The sequence below is a fragment of the Acinetobacter sp. ACNIH2 genome (genome assembly GCF_002934965.1).
In the GTDB taxonomy this organism is placed as follows: Bacteria; Pseudomonadota; Gammaproteobacteria; order Pseudomonadales; family Moraxellaceae; genus Acinetobacter; species Acinetobacter tandoii.
Window position 1 is genome coordinate 2,452,631 of the sequence record NZ_CP026412.1, and the last position, 24,321, is coordinate 2,476,951.

General features: G+C 40.2%; 14 protein-coding genes. 12 read left to right on the forward strand and 2 right to left on the reverse strand.

The features are described from left to right. Positions 1 to 9: 9 nt before the first annotated feature. Complete coding sequence (locus C3F34_RS11545) at positions 10 to 330, reverse strand: pyrimidine/purine nucleoside phosphorylase (RefSeq protein WP_104441642.1); 321 nt, start codon at positions 328 to 330, stop codon at positions 10 to 12. Between the two features lie 580 nt (positions 331 to 910). Between C3F34_RS11545 and C3F34_RS11555 the strand changes: the two genes are divergently transcribed. From C3F34_RS11555 to C3F34_RS11595, 9 genes are all read left to right on the forward strand, one after another. Further along, entirely contained in the window at positions 911 to 1,282 is a 372-nt protein-coding gene (locus C3F34_RS11555; protein WP_104441644.1) for a hypothetical protein, read from the forward strand. Between the two features lie 82 nt (positions 1,283 to 1,364). Next, complete coding sequence (locus C3F34_RS11560; RefSeq protein ID WP_158654355.1) at positions 1,365 to 1,559, forward strand: hypothetical protein; 195 nt, start codon at positions 1,365 to 1,367, stop codon at positions 1,557 to 1,559. A gap of 215 nt (positions 1,560 to 1,774) precedes the next feature. Next, positions 1,775 to 2,893 (forward strand): J domain-containing protein, encoded by a 1,119-nt coding sequence (locus C3F34_RS11565; protein WP_104441646.1) that lies wholly within the window; start codon positions 1,775 to 1,777, stop codon positions 2,891 to 2,893. A 52-nt stretch (positions 2,894 to 2,945) separates the two neighbouring features. Then, entirely contained in the window at positions 2,946 to 3,269 is a 324-nt protein-coding gene (locus C3F34_RS20480; RefSeq protein ID WP_104441647.1) for a hypothetical protein, read from the forward strand. Positions 3,270 to 3,407: 138 nt separating this feature from the next. Beyond that, positions 3,408 to 3,779: a hypothetical protein gene (locus tag C3F34_RS11575; RefSeq protein ID WP_104441648.1), complete on the forward strand. Its 372-nt coding sequence runs from the start codon at positions 3,408 to 3,410 to the stop codon at positions 3,777 to 3,779. A gap of 119 nt (positions 3,780 to 3,898) precedes the next feature. Beyond that, the gene (locus C3F34_RS11580) at positions 3,899 to 4,267 is read left to right on the forward strand and encodes a hypothetical protein (RefSeq protein ID WP_104441649.1); all 369 of its coding nucleotides are present in this window, start codon (positions 3,899 to 3,901) and stop codon (positions 4,265 to 4,267) included. A gap of 82 nt (positions 4,268 to 4,349) precedes the next feature. Beyond that, the gene (locus C3F34_RS11585) at positions 4,350 to 5,396 is read left to right on the forward strand and encodes a DUF932 domain-containing protein (protein ID WP_104441650.1); all 1,047 of its coding nucleotides are present in this window, start codon (positions 4,350 to 4,352) and stop codon (positions 5,394 to 5,396) included. Between the two features lie 143 nt (positions 5,397 to 5,539). Then, on the forward strand, positions 5,540 to 6,577 hold the full coding sequence (locus C3F34_RS11590) for a YqaJ viral recombinase family protein (protein ID WP_104441651.1): 1,038 nt from the start codon (positions 5,540 to 5,542) through the stop codon (positions 6,575 to 6,577). Between the two features lie 116 nt (positions 6,578 to 6,693). Then, positions 6,694 to 7,623 (forward strand): hydrolase or metal-binding protein, encoded by a 930-nt coding sequence (locus tag C3F34_RS11595; RefSeq protein WP_104441652.1) that lies wholly within the window; start codon positions 6,694 to 6,696, stop codon positions 7,621 to 7,623. 38 nt (positions 7,624 to 7,661) lie between these two features. Here C3F34_RS11595 and C3F34_RS11600 read toward each other — a convergent pair whose 3' ends face one another. Continuing rightward, positions 7,662 to 8,579, reverse strand: coding sequence for a hypothetical protein (locus C3F34_RS11600; RefSeq protein ID WP_158654356.1), 918 nt, complete (start codon positions 8,577 to 8,579; stop codon positions 7,662 to 7,664). Between the two features lie 508 nt (positions 8,580 to 9,087). Here C3F34_RS11600 and C3F34_RS11605 point away from each other — a divergent pair. From C3F34_RS11605 to C3F34_RS11615, 3 genes are read left to right on the forward strand one after another with little or no spacing between them, the layout of a single operon-like run. Beyond that, a complete protein-coding gene (locus C3F34_RS11605; RefSeq protein WP_104441654.1) occupies positions 9,088 to 10,851 on the forward strand; it encodes a ShlB/FhaC/HecB family hemolysin secretion/activation protein in 1,764 nt (587 codons plus the stop codon). 59 nt (positions 10,852 to 10,910) lie between these two features. Next, positions 10,911 to 23,675 carry a hemagglutinin repeat-containing protein gene (locus tag C3F34_RS11610; protein ID WP_104441655.1) on the forward strand — a complete coding sequence of 4,255 codons (12,765 nt, stop codon included), beginning with the start codon at positions 10,911 to 10,913 and terminating at the stop codon, positions 23,673 to 23,675. Next, a complete protein-coding gene (locus C3F34_RS11615; protein WP_104441656.1) occupies positions 23,672 to 24,253 on the forward strand; it encodes a hypothetical protein in 582 nt (193 codons plus the stop codon). Before C3F34_RS11610 ends, C3F34_RS11615 begins: the two co-directional genes overlap by 4 nt. Positions 24,254 to 24,321 lie beyond the last annotated feature (68 nt).

Below are 24,321 nucleotides of genomic sequence, written 5' to 3' on the forward strand. Positions count from 1 at the left end.
AGTTATTTGTTATTCAAAATGACAAATATAATCTACGACTTCACTTGTATGTATCTTAAATTGACTCTGGGCTGGGATTTGAAATGATTGCCCAGATTTATAGGTTTCTATGTCAGGTGCATGACCAATTTGCACACAGCATTCCCCTGAGACAATTTCGATACGTTCGGTTAAATGCGTTTTAAAGGTTAGTGGTTTCTCAGATGGAAGAATGACACCTAGAGTTTTTTTAGTTCCGTCTTTTAATACAATAACATGGCTAATTGATGCACCATTAAAATGAACATTTGCTTTCTTTTTTATTGAAATAAAATCAAACTGCTTTGACATAGGTTGGTTTCTAATTTTAAATGTATTAAGACTATATTAATAAATTATAGTAAAAATTCTCAAGGATTTATTGATTGATAAATTCTGACCATATCACGGTTTACTTATTTATATTATGACATGTTGATATAAACAACTAAACGTATTGACACTCCTTATATCGCTGATTATCCTTGGCGTGCTGACCTACATTGTCAGTCGGTTTTGACGGACCGTTTTGTAAGACGACATCAGAATTTTCCCTTCTGAGGGATAGTTTTGTGTGTGCTTCTCGTCCCCCTCTCGTTGCGGTAGGACGGGAGAGGGACACCTTCGGGTGTGCTGGAGTCTTACCCAGTCCGTCAACCTTCTTTCGTTCTGCCACCATAATTTTTTCTATTTTGGCAGAACTCCAAGTTGATTATGGAGTTGACCATGCATACGATAAATTTTTCTACAATCTCTGTTGTCCCCCATTATTTTAAGCTTAAAAACGTTTAAGGGTTAACGCCTTAAGGCTTTGTTGCGCCTATTTGATAAAGCACGTAGCTTTACGATCTGCCCAATACTCACACTGAACGCTTAATAAAAAGGGGATGGTATGAACCATATCCAAATCTTATCTGTTTCAGTCAGTTTATGCTGTCTGACGCTGGGTGGTTGTGGCAATACACCACCATCATTACCTGCACCGACAGAACCTCAACTCCTGCATGCCTTGCAACGCATGAATTCTGCTGTTCATTCAATCCAATTAGAAAAATGCAGTAAAGATAAGCCATATCGCGGTGATGTAACGATGGGTGAGATTGATGACATGTGGACATGTCGAACTCATGTTCAAATCAAGCCAAAAAATCATGCCGTCATCAATGAGTATGTCGATGTTCATCTACATCTCAATGAATATCACGATGAAGGGTGGTTGATCGATTGGGTTGATCCAGTGGAGGGACAGAACCATGTACAGTAAATTTAACCTATTTGCTCACTCTTTCATGAAAAGCCTCTTGATCACAACAAGTATTATTACATTGAGTGCCTGCGCTCCTCGAATGGAACGGGAATTTAAACAAGGCTGTAAAGCATCAGGTGGTACCAGCAGTTTCTGTTCTTGTATCTATGACCAGCTTGAAGATCACTATGGTAAAGAAACATTAAAAAAAGTGGGGGAGATGCAGCAACTGCCACCTGCGGATTTTCAAGATCGAATGTACCAATACACCATGAATTGTGCAAAAGAAATGTGATCAGCCGAATTTATAAAAAACAGATTTGAGGACGATATGAAGAATTATTTGGGGTTTCATTTAATCATAGCGATTGGGTATTGGATCTATTTGATTTATCAGTATCCAGGGTTTTATTCCAAAGCTTATCTACTGGGGCGTGCATTGACGTGGCCTTTCCAATTATTGATGTGGTTTTTTAATTAGCAATCACAAACATAATGAGGAGCACTCAGATGCGAACTTTGACGTTTAATACTTTTCTACAACAATCACCGTTGAACCTTGCCCTACAAGGGCAAGGTTCAATCTATCTTGCACCGAATATTCCTGATAAAAAATTAGTAGGCGCGCAACACTACCTGCCCAAACATGTACAACCCAATCAAGTCATTATTTTAATTGATGACACCGTATTTGGCAGTGCCAAAATCGGATTATGTATCACGGAACAAGGTCTATACTACAAGGCTGACTTTGAAGAGCTGGTCTACTGTTCTTGGCAACACATCCATAGCATAGATACGGACATTGGGATGATCAATCGGAATATTATGATCAACCAACAACTTAAACTCAATTTCACTCAACTCGAAAGACAAGCAATTCAAGCCATAGCTGATCTAATCAATGCTTTTATCAGACAAAGAAATGAGACAAGTGATACAAGACCACATGGCACACAGCAAAGAACAGTTTCACTCGCAATGCAAAGTGCCTTGCAACTGCTCACCTATATTTCTGCACAAAAAAACACAACGGTGCATCCAGATGATTGGGGATACATCGAAATGCTTTCGATCTATGGCGAAGAAGTACAACCATATATAGAAACACTTAAAACACGACCTGTGACAAGCTCAAAACAAGTGGTTTTTGATGATTTGGTCAGAACAGAATATGCCTACGATCGTGAGTTTAAAAGCATTACCTTTGAATACATGTTGCGTTTATTGATTGTGAATGATTATTCCATTGAGGACATCATTGCCTATATGAATCAAATCACTTTGCTGCTCAAAGTCAATACTGATGATACACAGGAAATTTATGCACGAATCAGAGAGGAAACCCAGCAGGGCGATTTAAATCAACAATACTCCTCATTTGATCAAGCTTCACAGCACTTCAAGCCTCAGTTGACTGCCGAACAGCAACAAGCTTGTCAATTGCTTGGGATCAATGATCAACAAATTGATGCAACGAGTTTAAAGCATGCCTATCGAAAAAAGATGGCTGAATTCCACCCTGATCAATATCAGCAATTGCCTGAATCAGTACGTCTGCTGATTGAACAACAAGCGCAGCAACTCAATCATGCAAGGGATATTTTAGAAAAATGCTTAAGGAATTAAAAATCTGCTGTATCAAAAATACAGCCGCATGGATTAATCACGGTCATTTTATATGTCTCTCTTCGATCAATGGGTAAGATTACCCAAAGTGGTGCAATATATATTTTGGCTCAATTTGATTGCCGCTGTATGGCTTTTACTGTATCTCAACCAAAGATTTACGCCGCATTTCACTATGATATTCAACATGATTCATTATGGTACCGTCGCAGGAATAGGCATTGTACTGATGAAATGGAGTGATGCATCCAAGAAGCATTATTCGAATCAAAATAAGCTGCCTATCTATATTGAGTACGCCTTGATTGTTTTGATTCTATTGACAGGAATTTACTGGATTAAATTTTTGCTGCCCATACCTTTGGTGATGAAATAGATATAAGTATTGCCAATAAGTAAAAATAAATAAATTTCAAATACATATTACCCGGATGTAAGGGCTTCTTCTCGATATCAATTGAGGAAAAGCATCTATATCTCAACATCTGAATACAATATTTAGGAGCAATCCAGAATGAACAACTTAATGAAAACTTTGGGCTTTAGCGCATTACTCTCGATATCTGCATTGGCTTTACACGGATGCAGTTCAGGACTTGATCCAGATACTTTTTCAGTCGAATTGAATGAAATGGACTATGGCAGTCGGAATCCACCCGCAGTGATTACCATCCGCTCAAATATAGCCGAACCGATCGAAGTGACCGATGTCACGGTGAACAATGGGCAATGCAGCTATATGGGGCATGACACAAGATTTAATTTCCCACTACATTTTAAAATGGGACAAATCTTCCGACTTAGACTGGAGCGATGTAATTTTTCTAATGTCGTACAAGTGGATATTGAAACGAACAAGGGGAATGGAAGTTATCAGTTCAACTAATCCTCAGACTTGAGACCTTGCTTTAATTATTAAGCACTGAATCAAAAATAAGCTCATCAAAAACCATGCCCCCAAAGGGCATGGTTTTTTTATGCCTAAAATTTTATGGAGTTATCGATATGCCTCGAATTTATTGTCCGATGTGTGGTAGCGATGAGATTGAAATCGCTGAACCGCATCTATCCAATCCCAATTCCTCATTAGGTCAAACCCTGCTTAAACCGCCGATGCAGAGCCTGATGCAATATATCGTGAACTATGCCGCAATGGGTATTTCAGGTGCACGCCTGATCAAAGGACAACGTCCGATGGTCTATGTGGTCGGTGCTGTGATTGGTGGAGCAGTCGGATGCGCAGCATGTTTTCTCAATTATGTTCAAGAACAGCAGCCCAATCCGATACTGAAAGAAACCGCGCAAGCACAAATTCTGTATGAATGTCTGGAATGTGGTCATCACTTTGCCCAAAGCTTTGCAGATCGAGCTTAGTCGAACAAAAGCAGTACAGACAACCCCTACAAAAGTTAAAACTAACAAAACCCAAAATTTACATTGAATAGGAAAAAGAACTATGGCACATCAAATTGAACAAATGGCTTATGTTGGTCAAACCCCTTGGCATGGACTCGGCAACCAACTCAGTCAGAACCAACCGATTGAAGTCTGGGCACAACAAGCAGGCATGGACTGGCGCATTGAATCTTCAGATGTCAGCTATATGGCTAAAAATGATCGTGGACAAAGCATCATCATGCCGTATGAAGAACAACGCGTACTTTATCGTTCAGATACCCATGCACCTTTATCAGTCGTCAGCCAGCGTTACCAAGAAGTACAACCGAAACAGATCTTGGAGTTTTATCGTGACTTGACTGAACAATCTGGCTTTGAGTTGGAAACCGCTGGGGTGCTGAAAGGCGGGAAGAAATTCTGGGCTTTAGCGAGAACAGGGCAGACTTCTGCATTAAAGGGTAAAGATGTCAGTAATGGCTATATTCTTTTAGCCACCGCGTGTGATGGCACACTCGCCACCACGGCGCAATTCACCTCTATCCGCGTGGTGTGTAACAACACCTTAGCGATTGCCTTAAAGGGTCAAAACTCTAGTGCTGGTGTGGTGAAAGTGCCACACAGCACTAAGTTCGATGCGCAGAAGATTAAACAGCAACTCGGTATTTCAGTCCGTACATGGGATGAACACATGTATGAAATGAAACTACTCAGTCAACGTAAAGTCACACAGACTGAAGCAGCAGCTTATTTTGATGTGGTGTTTAACAATACCGGTCTGAGTCCAACCGAACAGGACGATAGCATTATTCAGTTCTATCGTAATGTTGCTACCCAAGCCAACTCAGCCACGAAAGCTGAAAACAAGACTGAACCGAATGGACGTGCAATGTCAAAGGTCATGACCATGTTTAATGGACATGGCCGTGGTGCAGAACTCAGTTCAGCCAAAGACACTGCTTATGGCTTACTTTGCAGTATCACTGAGTTCGCCGATCATGAACGTCGTGCCATGAGTCAGGACCACCGTTTGGATTCTGCATGGTTCGGTGCGGGCGCAGGGCTTAAGCAACGTGGACTCGAACAAGCATTACGTTTGATTGTTTAAGTTTAGATTCAGATTTGGGACTTAAGATGATCACATCAGATCAACATGATCCCGCAATTTCTTTGAATCCAAATACCTCTTTGCCACATCTCCAGATGTGGCTTTTTTTATGCCTAAAATTTAATAATCAGAGGAAATTTCTTATGAACTCAGTGTTAATTCAACCTAATCCAGCTAGAACAAATATTCATGTTCAACGCCCTAGACTCACCCATCCAAAACGCTTAGCAGAAACCAAACACATGACTCAAGATGAATGGCTAGAAGTCAGACGCAAGGGCATTGGAAGCAGTGACTGTGCTGCAGCCTGTGGACTCAATCCTTATATGTCGATGCTTGAACTGTGGATGATTAAGACGGGACGGATTCAGCAAAATATTGAGGATGAAAGCGAAGGACATGCACCTTTATATTGGGGGAAGCAACTAGAACCCTTGGTTGCTGAATACTACAGTATGCACACCAATTACAAAGTACGTCGGGTCAACGCTGTATTACAACATCCTGATCCAGACAAGCACTTTATGCTGGCTAATTTGGATTATTCCGTGGTCGGTGATGCCGATGTACAAATACTGGAGTGTAAAACAGCAGGGGAATATGGGGCTAAGTTATGGCGAGATGGTGTGCCTTTATACGTGTTGTGTCAGGTACAACATCAATTGGCAGTGACAGGAAAGAAGGCAGCGCATATCTGTGTCTTAATCTGTGGACATGAAACCTGCATTTTTAAAGTCACCCGCAGTGAATCAGTGATTCAGCACATTGTCAATGCAGAGCGTCACTTCTGGGAATGTGTGGAAAAGGATACACCGCCTGATGTAGATGCTAGTGAATCGGCAGCTAAAGCCCTACAACTGCTCTATCCCGAACATGTGCCACTCAGCACTACTGACTTATCCGAAGATGAACAAGCCAATCAACAGTTTGAACAGCTGATTCAAGCGCGCAATCAAATTGAAAAGCATCAGGAGCAGTTTGATCTGCTGAAGCATCAGCTGCAGGCCAAGATGCAGCAGGCTGAACGCGCCACTTTTAAAGCAGGCTCAGTGACGTGGAAAAAGTCCAAAGACTCGATCGGTTTAGATGCCAAGGCTTTGCTGAAATCACATCCTGAATACCTCAGCCAATTCCCGCAAAGCAAACAGGGTTCACGGCGCTTTAATATCTATACCGTTTAGCCTAAGTATTCCATTCAACAATGACCGAAAAATCCCATGCCTGTGTGCATGGGATTTTTTATGCCCATTTCATTTTACCAACATAGCAACTCATTTAAACACAAGAGGAAAACATCATGATTAAAGGTCTAGCAATCACACCACCAATTTTAGGCAGAATCAGTATCGGGAAGATTGTCGAAAAAAACGGAAAGAGACTGCCTGAAAAGGATGATCAATTTACCATTACCAGCCAAATCCAAAACAAAGACGGCTGGATCAAGCATCCACTCGATGAGCAGCTGCGGGCCAAAGCACCCAATCAAAAACTGCGAAGCATACCCGTCCGCATGATCTTCAATGATCCTGAACTGAATCTGCGGGCAGAGTACAGCCTATTTGATCGTCAAACAGGACGCCCTGTTTGTGTTGGCAATGGTGAAACCTGCCAGCGACTCACCAGCCAAGGTGTAGAGCAGCATCCCTGTCCATCCCCTGATTTATGTCCAATGGCGCAAGGCGGCAATTGCAAGCCTTATGGGCGATTGCATGTCAATTTAGATGAATCAGATGAACTCGGCACATTCATTTTTAGAACCACAGGTTTTAATAGTATTCGCACCTTAGCGGCAAGACTCAGTTATTATCACGCCGCATCGAATGGCTTACTGTCCTGTTTACCATTGCAACTGACCTTGCGAGGAAAGTCCACCACACAAAGCTATCGTACTCCTGTGTACTACGTGGATTTGACTTTACGTGATGGCGTTCATTTACAAGAGGCGATTCACACTGCCAAGGAGATTGATCAAAAAAGTAAACTTTCTGGGTTTAACCAAGCTGCTTTAGATCAGATGGCACGGCAGGGTTATAGCAATGCACAGTTTGAGGTGAATGCTGAGGAGGGGGTAGATTTGGTAGAGGAGTTTTATAGTAATGAAAATTCTGAAACTGCGCAAACACAGCCTGATTCGAAAACAAAAGTTCGACCTAAATCCAATCATGGAGAAGATTTTGTGCAGGATATTCAGCAAGGTCTGCAGAGATCTGTTCAAGCTTTGAATTAAAATTTCAATGGAGGCTTAGTGCCTCCATTGAATCATACTTATTGTGGTACTGGTGGAAGAACGATAATTCTATCATTTGGGATTGCTAAGTTTTGGGGCTTTGTTGCAGCTAGAGGCATAAATTGAATAACAGTTTTTTGCCCTATACCTGATAGCTTAACATCAATGCCTTTAAACGCTATGAATCCCTCTTCAGTGTATAGAGGATGCTGATCTTTATATTTTTCAGGTATGGCTTTGTCATAAGGTGGTTTAACTAATACTGATGATATTCCAATATTTAGATTAGAAAACCGCATTCCTGCATCCAAAACTCTACCTGATACACCACTGAAAAGTAGAGGGATAATCAAAATAAGTACCAATAATATCCATTTGTTTTTTTTAGCATTCTCATGTTGTTGGGTAATGGCAGGAGCATTCTCTTCTTGAGTTACATTGTTTGGTTTTAAGCGATTATCATGATAACCCGCCCATATAACCGAAAGAAAAAATGTAGTTGCTAATAAGCTCAATAGAACAGTCGGATCAGAATCAGTTTTGTGCATGATATAAATAAACAGGACACCTAATGCGGCTAACAGAATATGAATCATTTCAGGTTTAACGAACTCAATAGGATCAGGAACCTCTAAGACTCCTTTGTTCAATTTATACTGTTTATAATATTTGTGGATAATTTCAAACAGTGGTTTCAAAACATAAGTAACACATACACCAAGTGACAATAAACACATGATCATGAAGCCATAGATTAAACAAAAGCTTCCAGCAAAAATGATAAAAAGCAAGCTGTCGCTGATGGTTACTCCTATTGGGAAATAATTTAAGTTATGACAATAGAGTGTGAAGCAAAGTGCACCTAAAAATGTGCCTAGCTTAAACAAGAGAGATAGGTATCTTGAAAAATTTTCTGCTTGCTTGTTCAATTCATCAACTGTGTTTGGGGTAGTCAAAATTATTTATTCCTTAAGGATGTCTTTATGGAGCTGATTATGCTTGAGGGAAATAAGTGAAAGAATGGGGTGTTATTTAAACTACGACAATATGTGTCGTAATGTTTTATTTTTATTAGATGGGAACGTGATAGTCAGTAAATACTCATTTTGAATCATTCGAAAGCCAATTTTTGGTATTTTGTATTTAAGTACATTGGCTGAGAATACAGTTGCCCGCATATTATTTTTATGTGTTGATAATTCATAATGCAGCCAGATTTAGCAAGATTTGAGAATTGATTAATCAATAAAATGTATTGCCAGTGTATGGCTTGATGGAGTATTCAGGGCGTAGTGCAATTTCCAAACAGCATGAAACCATAATTAGTTAAACTCTAAGCATTTTATTATTATTTTTTTTGTTCTTTTTCATCGTGTATAGGAGCAGACAGATCTGTATAAAAATCTTTACAAATGTAATAGCATTCACAATAATAACCGCAAAATTTAGCGCACTTTAAATACAATGTCTCGTTTAGAATTTAAAAAAACAAGTTTAGTTTTATGTTTTGGTTTAATGGGCAACACCATCTATGCAGCAGATCCTCAGGTACAACCTCAGCCACAGTCACGCCCTGAATTAGAAGCAGATGCGATTATCCGCCAACAGCAACGTGATCAAGCCCTGCAAAAACAACTACAGCCGACTCCAGAAGTAAAGACTGGGTTGGAAAATCAACTACAAACGCAGCCTCAATTACAATACTTAAAATCAAACAGTGAAGACATCTGTTTTGATATCAAAAAATTCGTATTAATCGGGGAAGATGCCCGTGAATTTACCTTTGCCATGCGACCAGTTATTCAAGGTGAACACAATCTAATTGGCCGCTGCATTGGTGTGCAAGGTTTGAATCAGGCGCTGGATCTGATTCAAAACCGCATCATCAGCCGTGGATTTGTCACTACACGCGTATTGCTGCCGCAGCAGAATATTGCTTCAGGTGAAATTCAGCTGCAGGTAATTGCTGGTAAAGTCGATCAAATTAAATTTGCTGAAGGCACATCAAAACGTGCACATAAATTTAATGCGCTGCCAGTGAAAGCTGGCGATATTTTAAATATCCGTGATATTGAACAGGGCTTGGAAAACTTCAAACGTGTGCCAACAGTGGAAGCTGATTTTAAAATCAAACCAGCGGAACAACATAACGAACCTGGCTACAGTGATTTAGAATTGGCATGGCAGCAATCTAAGCCTTATCGGATTCATTTAGGTGTAGATGATGCAGGTTCAGATTCAACAGGCAAATATCAAGGCACAGCTACGCTATCACTCGATAACTTATTCACTGCTAATGATCTATTTTACGGCAGTTATAACCATGACTTAGGCGGTGGCGATGATGGCAAACGTGGTACAGATGGTTATTACCTGAGTTATACCATTCCAATGGGCTATTGGTTATTGAGCAGCAATTATAGTAAATCGAATTATAATCAGACTGTCGCGGGTGCCAGTGAAAACTACTTATACAGCGGTGAAAGTAAGTTGATTGGTGCAGATTTATCTCGTGTACTGTATCGTGATGCCAAACGTAAGACCACAGCAACTGTGGGTGGGTGGTATCGTGAATCCCAGAATTTCATCAATGATACCGAAGTTGAAGTTCAACGACGAAAAACAGCAGGTTGGAAAGCCAGCTTAGACCATACAGAATATCTATCCAATGCTACATTGACAGGAAATCTCACCTATAAACGAGGAACAGGCGCGTTCAATGCTATCTATGCACCTGAAGAAGAATATGGTGAAGCCTTTACCCATGTCGGTATCTTACAAGCCAATGCCAGCCTACAAGTCCCATTTAAAGTAGGACAACAAAATCTACAATACTTGGCTGAATGGCGCAGCCAATACAGTAAAAAACCCCTCACCCCACAAGACCGTTTCTCAATAGGTAACCGTTATACCGTGCGCGGTTTTGATGGAGAGCAAACTTTGATGGCAGATAATGGTTTCTTAGTCCGTAATGAAATCAGTGGTTCTATCGCCAAACTCCCAATGCAGTGGTACAGCGGTATTGATTATGGCGAAGTCGGTGGAAAAACTGCATATGAACCAAATCCACTTCTAGGCACCAGTTTAATGGGTGCAGTTGCAGGATTAAGAGGTCAAGTCTTGAAATCGGTCAGCTATGACGTCTTTGTTGGAACACCGCTGAAGAAACCAGATCACTATAAAACAGATAACCTAACATCAGGTTTTAGTCTGAATTGGATGTATTAATCTCAATATTTATCACATTACCCAGTATTTAAAATATTTAAAAATTAAGGTCGATCATTATGAATAAGAATCGCTATCGCATTATATTTAGCCAAGCTCGTGGTATGTTTATCGCAGTTGCTGAAATTGTAAAAAGTAAAACCAAAGCAGCAGGACAAACCACACTTGCAGGTGATGGCGATTCAGAACAAACAGCATCATTGACATTGAAAACTTATAAAAGACTCAATCCACTCAACTTTGCTGTGATTAGCTTACTCGGTGCTGCGATTTATACCTTGCCGATGGCAAGCATTGCGGGCAGCCAGATTGTCGCAGATAAATCAGCACCCAACTCACAACAAGCCACAATTCTGAACAGCAGCAATGGCCTCACTCAAGTCAATATTCAAACGCCAAGCGCTGGCGGCGTATCACGTAATACCTATAAACAATTTGATGTAGGACAAGAAGGCGCGATTTTAAACAACTCACGCAATAATGTTCAAACACAAATTGGAGGTTGGGTACAAGGAAACCCATGGCTGGCAAAAGGCGAAGCCAAAGTCATTCTCAATGAAGTGAATAGTAGTAATCCGAGCCAACTTAAAGGTTATTTAGAAGTTGCAGGTAAATCGGCGCAAGTGGTGATTGCCAACCCATCGGGTTTAGTTTGTGACGGCTGTGGCGTGATTAATGCTGACCGTTTCAGCTTGGCAGCGGGCCAAGCGGTAGTCAATCAGGGTTACCTAGAATCATTCCGTGTACGGGATGGACAAGTGACCATTGCAGGCAAAGGCTTGAATGGCAGCTTAACGCCCTATACGGATATTTATGCGCGCGCTTTGAATGTTAATGCTGGGCTGTATGCCAACGAGCTGACCATGGTGCTGGGTCAAAATGATATTCATGTCAAAGACCAATCGGCACCTCAAGTTCAGTCAATCAACAGTCAGTCTTCCACACAAACTTCGAAGCCAGATTTCGCGCTGGATGTTGCACAGTTGGGCGGTATGTACGCAGGCAAGATTTTCTTGGTGGGTACAGAGCAAGGTTTGGGTGTGCGCAATGCAGGCTCAATCAATACTACAGCAGCTCAAATGACCTTGAATGCCAATGGAGATTTGGTCAACTCAGGCAATATCATTGCCAATAAAGACCAAATTGCGATTCAAGCACACAATGTACAAAACAGTGGGAATATAAGCAGTACACAGCATCAGATACATATCCAAGCCAATGATATTCAGAACAGCGGTTTAGTCGCGACCAATGACCAAATCAAGTTGGAAGCACTGGGTAAAATTAATAATAATGATGGTGTGATCAATGCAGGACGTATTGATTTTACAACACAAAATCTGAGTAATGATAAAGGTAAAATTGAACAAACGGGTTCACAGCAACTCAATATTACAGCAAAAGCTCTGGATAATAGCCAAGGTTTAATCGGGCAAGCGACTCAGAATAATAGTGGAACAGGTTCAACGGGGGGGACGACACAACCAACAGTGACTGATCCACAAGATCAATCTTCAGCGCAAGATTCGAGTACTGTTGAAGTTGCACCAACTGATACTTCTGTTCCAAAAACATTTGAAGCGGGTAAAATTCAAATTGTCGATGTTATTTCAAATATTGCTGGAGATATTCTTAATAATGCGGATATCACATTAAAGATTCAGGATAATATTAAAAATAATGGTGGTGAAATCCAACTGCCAGAATTGCAATTTAATGGTCAAAACTTTGAAAACCAAGCGGGTAAGCTCAGCGCTAAAGTAATCAATATTACTGCACAAAATGCTGATAACCAAAAAGGCTTGATTGATGCGACAGAAAGCTTTGATTTGAATGCCCAGCAGCTAAATAACAATGCAGGGCGTTTACAAAGTGCCAAAGCATTGAATTTAACGGCACAGCAAATCGATAACAGCAAAGGGCAAATTATAGCGACTGATACCTTGATACTGGGTTCAGCGCAGACCAACAATACTGACGGTGTCATTGGCTCGGTCAATGGTGATGCACAACTGAATATCAAAGCACTTAACAATAATAATGGTGAAATTTCAGCGCAAAATGTACAACTCACTGGGCAAACATTAAATAACCAACAAGGCTCCATTCAAGCCAAAACGGGCAATCTCACGATCAATGTAGATCAGATTGATAATGGTCTTGTGCAAGATACGGCAGGCAATTTGATTGCGGCTAAAAACTTGAATATCACATCACAGCAATTGAATAGCACAGGACAAATCTATGCGGGTGATGCTATAGATTTAATGGTGAAGCAATTGCAACAAGATGGGCAATTGGCAGCACGCAATAAAATCAAAGTACAGTCTGACAGTATTGCGAGCAAACAAACCGCCATTTGGGCTGCAGGTTTAGATCAAGATGGTAAACTCAGTCAAAATGATGCGACGCTCAATATCAATGCACAAAATGTACAAATTGCAGGTAGGGTATTATCGGGTTCTGAAATTCAAATCGATGCAGCACAAAGTGCTGATTTAAGCTTAAGCGAAAACCAAGCAAAAAATATAAAAATCCAAACCAAGCAGCTTAAAACTGAAAGTGCAAAAATCATTGCAGATCAACAGCTAGATTTAACTGCTACACAAAATATTGATAACCAAAAAGGTCAATATAGTGCCAGCCAAATTAATATTGATACAAAACAGCTGAACAACGACCAAGGCCTGATTCAGCATACTGGGCAGAATGATTTTATTCTTAATATTGCTGATCGTATTGATAACAATGCGGGGAAGATCATCAGTAATGCGAATAATACTGAAATTAAAACAGCAAGTCTGAATTCAAATGCAGGTGAAATTCTCCATGCAGGTGATCAACAACTTAAAATCACTGCACAAAACCTACAAGGGCAACAAGGCAAAATTCAAAGTAATCAGAATTTACAACTTGAATTGGGTACAGCTAATTTAGACAATGCCACGACTGCTGCAGAAAATATAAACCTTAATGCAACGACAATCAGCCATAAACAAGGACAACTGATCCAAAGTGATGCTAATGGGCAGCTCAGTGTCAATGTTGCACAAGCCTTGGATAATACATTGGGTGTGATCAGCGCTGCAGGTCAAGCCACACTGCAAACTGCTGATTTAATTAATCAACAAGGTGTGATTCAAACGCTTGCAGGAAAAGACCTGAAGATCACGAGCCAAAAACTCAACAACCAGTCAGGCAAAATTATTGCTGGACGTGATGCCAATTTACAAGTCAGTGAACTGAATAATAATCAAGGTACAGTTTATGCTGATGGTAAATTGGATATTCAAGCAACACAAAATATTCGAAACCAACAAGGCTTAATTGCATCGCAACAATCATTGAGCATCAAAGGTCAAAATCTCAATAACCAAAATGGGCAAATCCAATCTGAACAAAGTGAGGTCAATTTAAAGCTCGCTCAAAGCATCAATAATCAGTCAGGCAGTATTCAATCTGCACAAGCATTGAATATCCAAAGTCCACATCTAGAGAATAAAAACGGGCAATTGGTTTCAGGTACAGATAGCCGAATCAATGTGGCTGAACTGAATAACCAAGCGGGTATGATTTATTCTAAAAAACAACTCGATGTGACTGTATCTGGTAGAGCCGACAACAGTGAAGGAACGATCGCCGCTGAGCAAAACCTGAATTTAAATGCACAGCAATTGTTGAATGATGCGGGACAAATCCGTTCAGAAAATGCTGATGTGATTGTAAATGTGGCACAAGATATTGCCAATAACACAGGCTTAATTTCAGCAGATAAAGATTTAAGTCTCACAGCACAAAACGTTCATTCACAAAAAGGCAAATTGCAATCAGGTGCCAATGCCACAATTCAAGTCAATAGCTTAGACAATACTGAAGGTGTGGTTTATGCAGCAGAACAAATACAACTGAATGCTACTGGTGAGTTGAACAATAGCAAAGGTGTAGTAGCTGCAGAACAATTGGCTGACTTAAAAGCTGGCTCAGTGATTAATGATGCAGGACAAATCCGTTCGCAACAAGATCAATTGAAGCTGAATGTTGAAAATGAATTGAGTAATTTGGCAGGTGAAATATCTGCAAATAAAGCGATTGAACTCACTGCCAACACACTCAGTAATCAAAATGGTAAAGTGATTGCTGGTACATCACTGCATGCAACTACTCAGCAGATTGACAATACGATAGGTACAATCTACGCCCAAGATCAACTTAACCTGAATGTTGCAGATCATCTCAATAACCAGTCAGGTACTTTAGCTGCCAATCAACAAGTACAGATTCAAGCGAAGAGTTTAAATAATAATGCAGGCAAAATCCGTTCAGAACAAAATCAATTGGATTTAAATGTACAGCAAACGCTGGATAACCAGTCCGGTGAAATATTTGCAGGTACCCATTCTAATATTAATGCAACCTTACTGAATAATCAGCAAGGGACAATTTATGCCAAAAATCAAATTGACCTCAAAGCGGGACAACTGAATAACCAACAAGGGCAAGTGTATTCAGCAGGTTCGACAAATGTCACGGTTCAAGGCAATATTCAAAACCAAAAAGGTGTATTGGTTGCAGAGCAAAATCTGAATGTTCAAAGCCAAAAAATGGATAATACAGAAGGTACCTTACGTTCTGAAAAAGCAGATTTAACCCTGAATGCACAAGGGCAACTGATTAACCAACAAGGTGATATTTATGCAGGGCAGAATGCGAACTTAAAGACGCAGAGTTTAGTGAATACTGCTGGGCAAATTGCTTCACAAAATCAATTGAATATTGATACCCGACAGCAACAACTTAATAACCAAAACGGTAAAATCATTGCTCAAGCTATTGATTTGAAAACGGGAGCATTAAACAACCAAACTGGCTTAATCCAAGGTGAACAATCCGTTAAAGTCGATACTCAAAATCATGCTTTGCTGAACAATAATTCAGGCGATCACGCTGGGATTCTGAGCCAAGGAAGCCTTGAAATCGCGAATGTTTCACAGCTTGATAATATCAGTGGCTATATCGCAGCAGTCGGCTCAACCAACATCACAGCACAAAATCTGAATAACAACAAAGGGCAAATCAATAGCCAAGCAGATTTGCGCATTCAGCAACAGGCTTCAGGCGGTCGTATAGATAACTTGGCTGGACAAATTCAAGCACAGCAGAATGTCACACTTCACTCAGACCAAGTGAACAATAGCGGTGTTGGTAGCCACATCGTGGCAGGTGAGAAATTATCAATCACAGCCAGCAAAGTGGAGAATAGCCAAACCAAAGATGCGACTACATTGGGAGGCCTAGATGCAAAAAATATCGAAATCAATGCACAAGCATTGGATAACCAAGTTGGTGCAATTCGCGCCAGTGAAAATGCCACACTGAATATTCAAAACCAATTGCTCAACCAAGCAGGTTCAATCAGCAGTTTAGATACCTTAAGCATTGGAACATTAGATAAAACACTCAATGTGGATAACACAGGCGGTGAATTACTCGCTAAAAACCAGCTTAACCTGAAAGCCAATGAGTTGATCAACAAAGGTAAGATTATCAGTGAAGGTAATGTTGATATTGATATCAAACAAAGCTATACCCATACCCAGGGTGATCAAATTGCAGCAAATGGCACACTGAAGTTCAATACTGACAATGATTTGATTAATCAGTCAGAATTGACGGCGGGTCAAAAATTAGAATTAAGTGCGAAAAATATTAAGAATGAAGCTAATGCTAGTATTTCATCGAATGAAACACATTTAACAGCACAAGATACAGTGCATAACCAAGGCCTAATTAACGGTGAGTTGACTCATATTCAAGCCAATCGTGTGTGGAATGATGGCGCACGTATTTATGGTACGCATGTCGCGATTCAAGCCAATACCTTGGACAACAAATCTAACACTGCCGGCACAGGAGCGGTGATCGCATCACGTGGAGACATGAATTTAGGTGTTGGTACACTGAATAATCAATCAGGTGGAGACGTTAAGAAAAGTGCACGTGATAATGCATGGATCTTTAGCTCGGGCAATTTAAATGTTGGCGGAAGCCTAGACGGGAATTTGAAAGCTCAAGGTCAGGCCAATACGATTAATAACCTAAGTGCTCGCATTGAGTCATTAGGTGATATGACATTAACGGCAAACAGTATTAATAATATTAATATGAATTTTAAAGTTGATGAATTTCAAGTCGGCGGAGTTGAAGATAAAGTTTATATTCAGCCAGAAGGTAAAACGACGAAAATTCCTAAAGAAAATCTTGTGTGGAAAAGTTGGAGTAAAGCAGGATTATATAAATATGACACAACTCCAAATACTTTGCCTGAAAATGTGGTTTTAGGTGAGACACCTATTCCTAATGTTGAATCTATCAATTGCGTAGGTACAGGCGATGATGAAAGCTGTAATGTAAATTATAAAAAAGATGATCCTGTGTGGGCATACTTCCAAATCACGCCACCAGCAAAAGATGCACCTATAGCACCGACTATGGTTGAGCCTGTGGCACCCACAGGACAAGCGAGTTGTGAAGCGGGCGCAGGCTATGATGCAGTTGCATGTACAGCATATCAAACAGCATATGAGCAATATGAAAAAGATCAAGAAACGTATAAGCAAGGTCTAGAGCAATATAAAAAAGATCTAGATGCTTGGGGTGAGGAAGATGAATCTGCTTATCAGGCGCTTAGTGATAAAATCGAAGCCTATAATGAAAAATTTAGCAATTCAGAATTTAAGAAATGGACACAATACGAAGTCAAAGAAACCAAGTTTAAGAGTGAAGTCATAAATTCGGCGCCAGCAGAAATTGTTGCCGGTGGTGACATCAATCTATATGGTGATGCATTCAAAAACGATAAGAGCATTGTGCTTGCAGGAGGCGCATTAAATGCTCAATTGAATAAAGATGTAGAACAAATTGATGGTAAAGGTGTTGAAATCATCAAACAAACAGGAACGAGTCAATATACTTATTCCAAATGGCGGGGTGGATTTAAACGTTACCATCAACGTAAATGGGGGGATAAAGTTACCTACAACCCAGCAGATGAAGTGACAGAGATTGACTTACCAGTGAATCAATGGTTGGGGAATGTAAAAAATCATACTTCAAATCAGAATATATCTAAGGTTACAGCTGGAACCGCTGTGAGCAATGCTACAGGTGGAGAAGCGCCTGATCAGCAAATTGATCGTCAGCAACAAGGTCAGTCTAATCAAGTTACCGTTGATGGAGGCCAAAGCCTTTCGGTAAATGGGCAAACTGCTGATGTACCAAATTCGCCAAATCAATTAGATGTGAAGTCTAAAAATGATCAAAATATAGAGGCTGAACAACAACAAGTTAAATCTGTTGATACGGCAAAAAATCTACAAGCAGGTGATGCAAATACTTCAGCGACCAAAGCTCAGGGTGAAATCGAAATTCGCTCGGTATCTATGGATTTCATGAGTTTGCCAAGCAATGCACTGTTTAGTACAAGCAAAGACAGTCAGGCAAAGTTTTTAGTCGAAACAGACCCCGCATTTAGTAATTATAAAAATTGGCTCTCTTCTGACTATATGTTAGATGCGATGGAACTTGATCCTGCGACAAAACAAAAACGTCTTGGCGATGGTTATTATGAGCAAAGGCTCATCCAAGACCAAATTGCACAATTGACAGGGCAACGTTTCTTACAAGGTTATGGTAATGATGAGGAACAATATAAGTCATTAATGAATAATGCCTTAAGCTTTGCAAAACTCTATAACTTAAGACCAGGTATTGCATTGACAGCAGCACAGATTGCGCAATTGACGACGGACATTGTTTGGCTAGAAGAAAAAACCGTCAAGCTTGCGGATGGTACGACGACGAAAGCATTGGTTCCACAAGTTTATGTGAAAGCTCGTGCAGGGGATTTAAAAGGTGATGGAACACTGATCAGTGCAGATCAAGTCAAAATCCAAGTGAAAGGCAATGTCCTAAATAATGCAATCATTGCAGGACGTGAAGCAATCCAAGTTTCAGCGGAAAATATCAATCAGTTGAATGGTCGGATGCAGGCAAACCAGATTGATTTAAAGACTACAAAAGATTTAAACAATATTGGTGGAACGATCACCGCTGTTGAGTCTGCAAGTTTAAATATTGGTGGTAATTTCAACCAAGGTAGTACGACACAAACAACCGTCAACAAAATAGGTGCGAGTGAATTTACCCGTGAAGGTTTTGATCGTAAAGCTGGAATTTACGTCACAGGTGTACCACTCACTCAGATTAGTAATAATACAGAAAATTTAAGCACTACACTGACTATACGGGTAGGTGGTGATACGACTCTGAAAGGTTCAGAAATTGTGAACAACAATGGTTCGAGTACTATTAAAACCGAGGGTAATTTAAACATAGGTGGTGTAAATACTTCGATCAACAATCGTGGCTATGCAAATAAAGATAATTTCAATTACGAGAAAAAGCAGGAAGATATTGGTTCTGTGATTCAGAGTGTAGGGGATACACGTTTGCAAGCTGAAAATATCACAGTGAAAGGCTCACAAATTTCCAGTGAACAAGGATCGACGATACTATCAGCCCAGCAAAATATTGATATTTCAGAAGGTAGAAAGTTATCGGATACAGAGCAAGCATTTAAAGTTAAAGAAAAAAGCACGTTCAGTAAAACGGTACGCCAAGGCTATGTACGAAACATGAGTGATGAGGCAATTGCTAGTACTATTGATGGTAAAAATGTCATCCTTGATGCAAACAATATTGATATTCGTGGCAGTAGTGTTGTTTCAGACGAGCTGACACAAATTCAAGCGAAAGAAAAAATTAAGATCAGTGCTGCAGAAAATCAGTATGCGAATGAAGCAGAATATAGCATTAAAAAATCTGGGTTTACTTCAAGTTTCTCAGATGGTGTAGCAAGTGTTGGCTATGGAAAGTCAAATATAAAACAAGAGAACAAATCCCAATCAACATCGCTCACACAAAGCTTAGTGAGTAGTGTGAATGGCAATACCAACATTATTGCAGGTCAAGATTTAAATGCAGTAGCTTCAATCATAGAAGCAGGCAAAGATATCAACCTGATAGGTAAAAATGTCCATCTTGATGCTGCGGATGTAAAGCAGGATACTCAATCAAAATTTGAGAGTAAGAGTTCAGGTGTCTCGATTGGCTTTACTTATAGTGGAGAAGCTGCCGCGGCAGCCTCTGCGAAAAAGAGCCAAGACAATAATGACTTCTCGGACAGTGCAGTTGGCAAAATCATGTCCAGCGCAGAAACTGTGCGTAAAGCGACAATGGCAGCAACTACACCTGTTGTTTTCCAAGCACATAACCAAAAAACCAGCAAAACTAAAGATACGAGTTCAACTCAATCTGTAGGTACAGAAGTCAAAGCTGGCGGGAATTTAAATATTATTGCCACTGGGGGGGATATCCGTAGCCAAGGCGCGAAAATATCGGCTGAAGGCGATGCATTGCTGCATGCCAAAAACAATGTTGACTTGTTAGCAACCCAAAATACTGAAAGCCAAACCGCGGACTCTAAACGTAAAGGCTTTAGTATTGATAACCGAGACCATATAGCCCCGCTAGGTGTTTATAATGACAAAGAAAAAGCCAATGGTGGTTTGGTACAAAGTGTAGGTACGGAACTTTCTGTAGGCGGCAAAACCACAATAAAAGCCGATGATGGCAATATTAATATTGTGGGCAGTAAAGTGGTCTCTACAAATGACCTTGTCCTGAATGCGGGCAAAGACGTAAACATCAAATCAGCGCAAAACAGCTTTAACCAAAGCGAAGATAAAAAGGGCAAAGGTTGGGGAAGTGCGCAGATCTCAGATACAGAACGCTTTGATGGTTACATGGCAAACCAAAACAAGGCGAATAATGAAAGTGTTAGCCAAGAACGTAGCCAAGTGGGCAGTTTAAATGGTAGCGTCAACATCAATGCTGGTAACAACTATAACCAAAAAGTAGCCGATGTCGTTGCAGGTAAAGATATCAACATTAGCGCAAAAAACATCAGCATACTCGATGACCACAATACAGGTAGTGACAGCCAATCGAGCAAAGATCTGAAAGTCGGTGTATTTAGCCGAATTACATCCCCATTACTCGATTTAATTAATGCCGTAGATAACGCAGGCAAGAGTAAAGCCGATGATCGAACGCAAGCCTTACAAGGACTTGCAGCAGGCGCTCAAGCCTACCAAACAGCCAATACCGTAAACAACGTACAAAAAGATATCGCAGCACTTGCACAAGATCCGAATGCTGCTACTTCAAAAGCGGCGCTGTTCAAAGCTGAAGCTGGTATCGGCTTTAGCACCAGTAAGAACAATCAAGACAACAGCTATTCAGCATCGCAAGGCAATGTACTCAATGCAGGCGGCAACATTAATCTGACCAGTACAGAGGGAGACATTCACCTTAAAAATACGCAAGTGAATGCCAAAGACAAAATCAGTCTAGATGCAGCCAAAAACATCTTACTCGAATCTGGACAAAGTAAAGAATATGCAGATGGCAAGAACAGTAACGTAGGCGCACAAGTCGGTGTGGGAGTATCGGTAGGCGCACAAACAGGTGTCTATGTCTATGCAGAAGCAGGTTATGGCAAAGGCAGCAATCACTTAGAAAGCACCACACATAACAACACGACATTAAATGCAGATCAAATCAGCATCAAGAGCCAAGGCGATACCACGCTGAAAGGTGCACAAGCCAAAGCCAATCGTATAGATGCGGATGTGGGTGGAAACTTAAACATCATCAGCCAACAAGACACCCTAGAGCAAAACAACAAACAAATGGGCGTAGGTGCACGTGTGCAAGTATCGGCAGGTACCGCATGGGATGCATCAGGTAATTTCAATAACTCAAGTGCAAAAGGCAACTCTAAGAGTGTTAATGAACAAAGTGGATTATTTGCTGGTGAAGGCGGTTACCATGTCAAAGCAGACCATGTAGACCTAAAAGGTGGAGCAATTGCATCTACTGCATCAAAAGAAAACAATGACCTCACAGCCAACAGCTTAACATTTAGCAACATCGAAAATGAAAGCAGCCATAAAGCGACAACCGTTGCACTTTCAGGTGGAACACGCTTTGGTGAAGAAAAAGGCACAGATAGTACAGGCAAGACATATACCAACAATGTGAATTGGCGAGACAGCACCACATTCAGTCCGACGCTACCACAACAAGATAAAGACAGTGATAGCAGTACCACGTATGCCACGATTAGCGCAGGTAACATCAATATAGGTGGAAAAGACACAACAGTCGAAGAACTGGGTATTCATAGCGATATTAATACGGCTAACCAAAAAGTAGATGCTTTACCAGATTTACAATCCATCTTAGACAAACAAAAGATTGTATCGGATGCGACATCGACGATTGTTGCGGCTACACGTACCTATAGCCAAAACAAACAAGCTGAAGCAGAAGCGCAAAAGCAAGCAGCAGAAGCCCAAGCACTTGAAAAGCTAAAAGCAGAAGGTGGAGCAAAGTGGGCTGAATATAACAGCACAGATGATTATGTCACTAAACAAAATCTTCTGAAAAATGCTTTACCAGCATATAAAGATGCATCAGACCAAGCACAAACATGGGGCATGGGCGGTAATAGCAGTCGAGCATTGAATGCCGTGACCACAGCGATTACAGCAGCGTTGGGTGGACAAACTGACTTACAAGTCGTGACTAATACCCTAGCACCGTATGCAGCTCAGGTGATTGGAGGCCAGTTTGGTCATGGAGAGGACAAAAATACCGCAGCACAGTTAGTGTCCCATGCGATCTTAGGGGCAACACTGGCTTATATTAATGGTGGCGACCCGACTGCAGGTGGAAGTGCAGCTGTTGCCAGTGAAGCGGCAGCCAACTACTTAACCAACCAACTCGCAGAAAAATATAAAGATGATCCTAAGTACTTTGTAAATGGTGAGTTCCAAGCGAACTTACTATCAGAAACTGAGAAAGCACAAATCCGAGATTTAACTGCAGGAATTGGTGCCGTGATAGGTGGAGCAGTAGGAGACTCTAGTTATAACGCACAATTGGCAGGTGTGATTGGGCAAAATGCTGTTGAGAATAATGAATTATTCAAAGTAAATGATAAAGGAGACTTTATCGCATGTTTTGAAGTATTCGGACTTTCATGTTCACCTAGACAGGGAGAAAGGGCTGCGACAGAACAGGATATTAGAAATGGTGCAATCAATATTGCTATCGATGTAGCTACAGGAACAATTGTTGGACGTGCTGTTAAAGTAGTAAAAAATGGATATCAAATTGCAGATAAAGTCTTTAAAAATGTAAAAGATGCTACCAGAGCAATTGATAACAGTGCTTTATCTAGTGTTCAGAAACAACAATTGAAGGAGCAGCTTGCACAGCAAGCAGGAATTCCTAGAGATATTGTAAATAACCCTGCTAGTTTATGGGGTAAAACGGTAGATCAAATTAAACAATCTTTTGAAATGGATGGTGCAATTCTGAAAAAAGTTGATCCTAGAAGTAGCTCTTCTGGAAATGCTATTATTTACGATATTGATAATAGTGCTTCAGGTATAAAGAGAATACAGCATAGCCCATCAACTTTAGGGAAAGATAAACAGTCTACACATGGTGGTGAATATTATAAAATCACTTATACAAATGGGAGTCAGGTAAAGATAATTGATACCAATAACTATAAGTTATCATTTGATAAACAAGGTAAACCTTTATATGATAAAAATACTACTTATATGAATTCAAATGGAAATGTTATTAAGTTTAATACAGAAAGTAATAAGTGGATTTCAGTAAAATGATTGATAATAAAATTAGTTTTTCTTGGAAAAGTCCAATAATACCCTCTAAATCATTAGCAGGAATTCCTATTGGTATTGAAAATGGGTTATTTCAACATATACTTAAGCAATATTTAGTTGACAGTGAAAATAAAATATATGAATTTAAATATTCTCCTGCACTGATATTAGATGAATATACTTTAGATGATAATGGGAATGGTTGTTATCATTTTGTATTAAATGACCCTAAACTAACAGGAAGAAAAAATCTCAGTCAGTTGCGAGATTTATTTTATTCAAGAGTGTTGAATATATTAGTAGTTAATAATCATATTGCTGCTATTAAAACATGGGCTTTTGAGGTTTTAGATCAAGATGATCAGAAATCAGCACATTCATATATGGGGAAAACAAAAGAGGGGTTAGGGCTATATAGCCCACTGATTGACTTTTTAAATTATAGTAAATTGGAGTTCGATGAAGGTGAATCATTTTTTTACACAGATGATGCATATGGAAATCTTGAAATTACAGGATATGGGCAAACTCTAGAGGATTATCCTGATCAAGTTGTGATGGCTATAGCTGTTTTCTAAAGGCCAGAGTCTCCTTTGGTAGGCTTTGTTACACGAACATATACCTAAAGTCTACCGTACCACAAAGC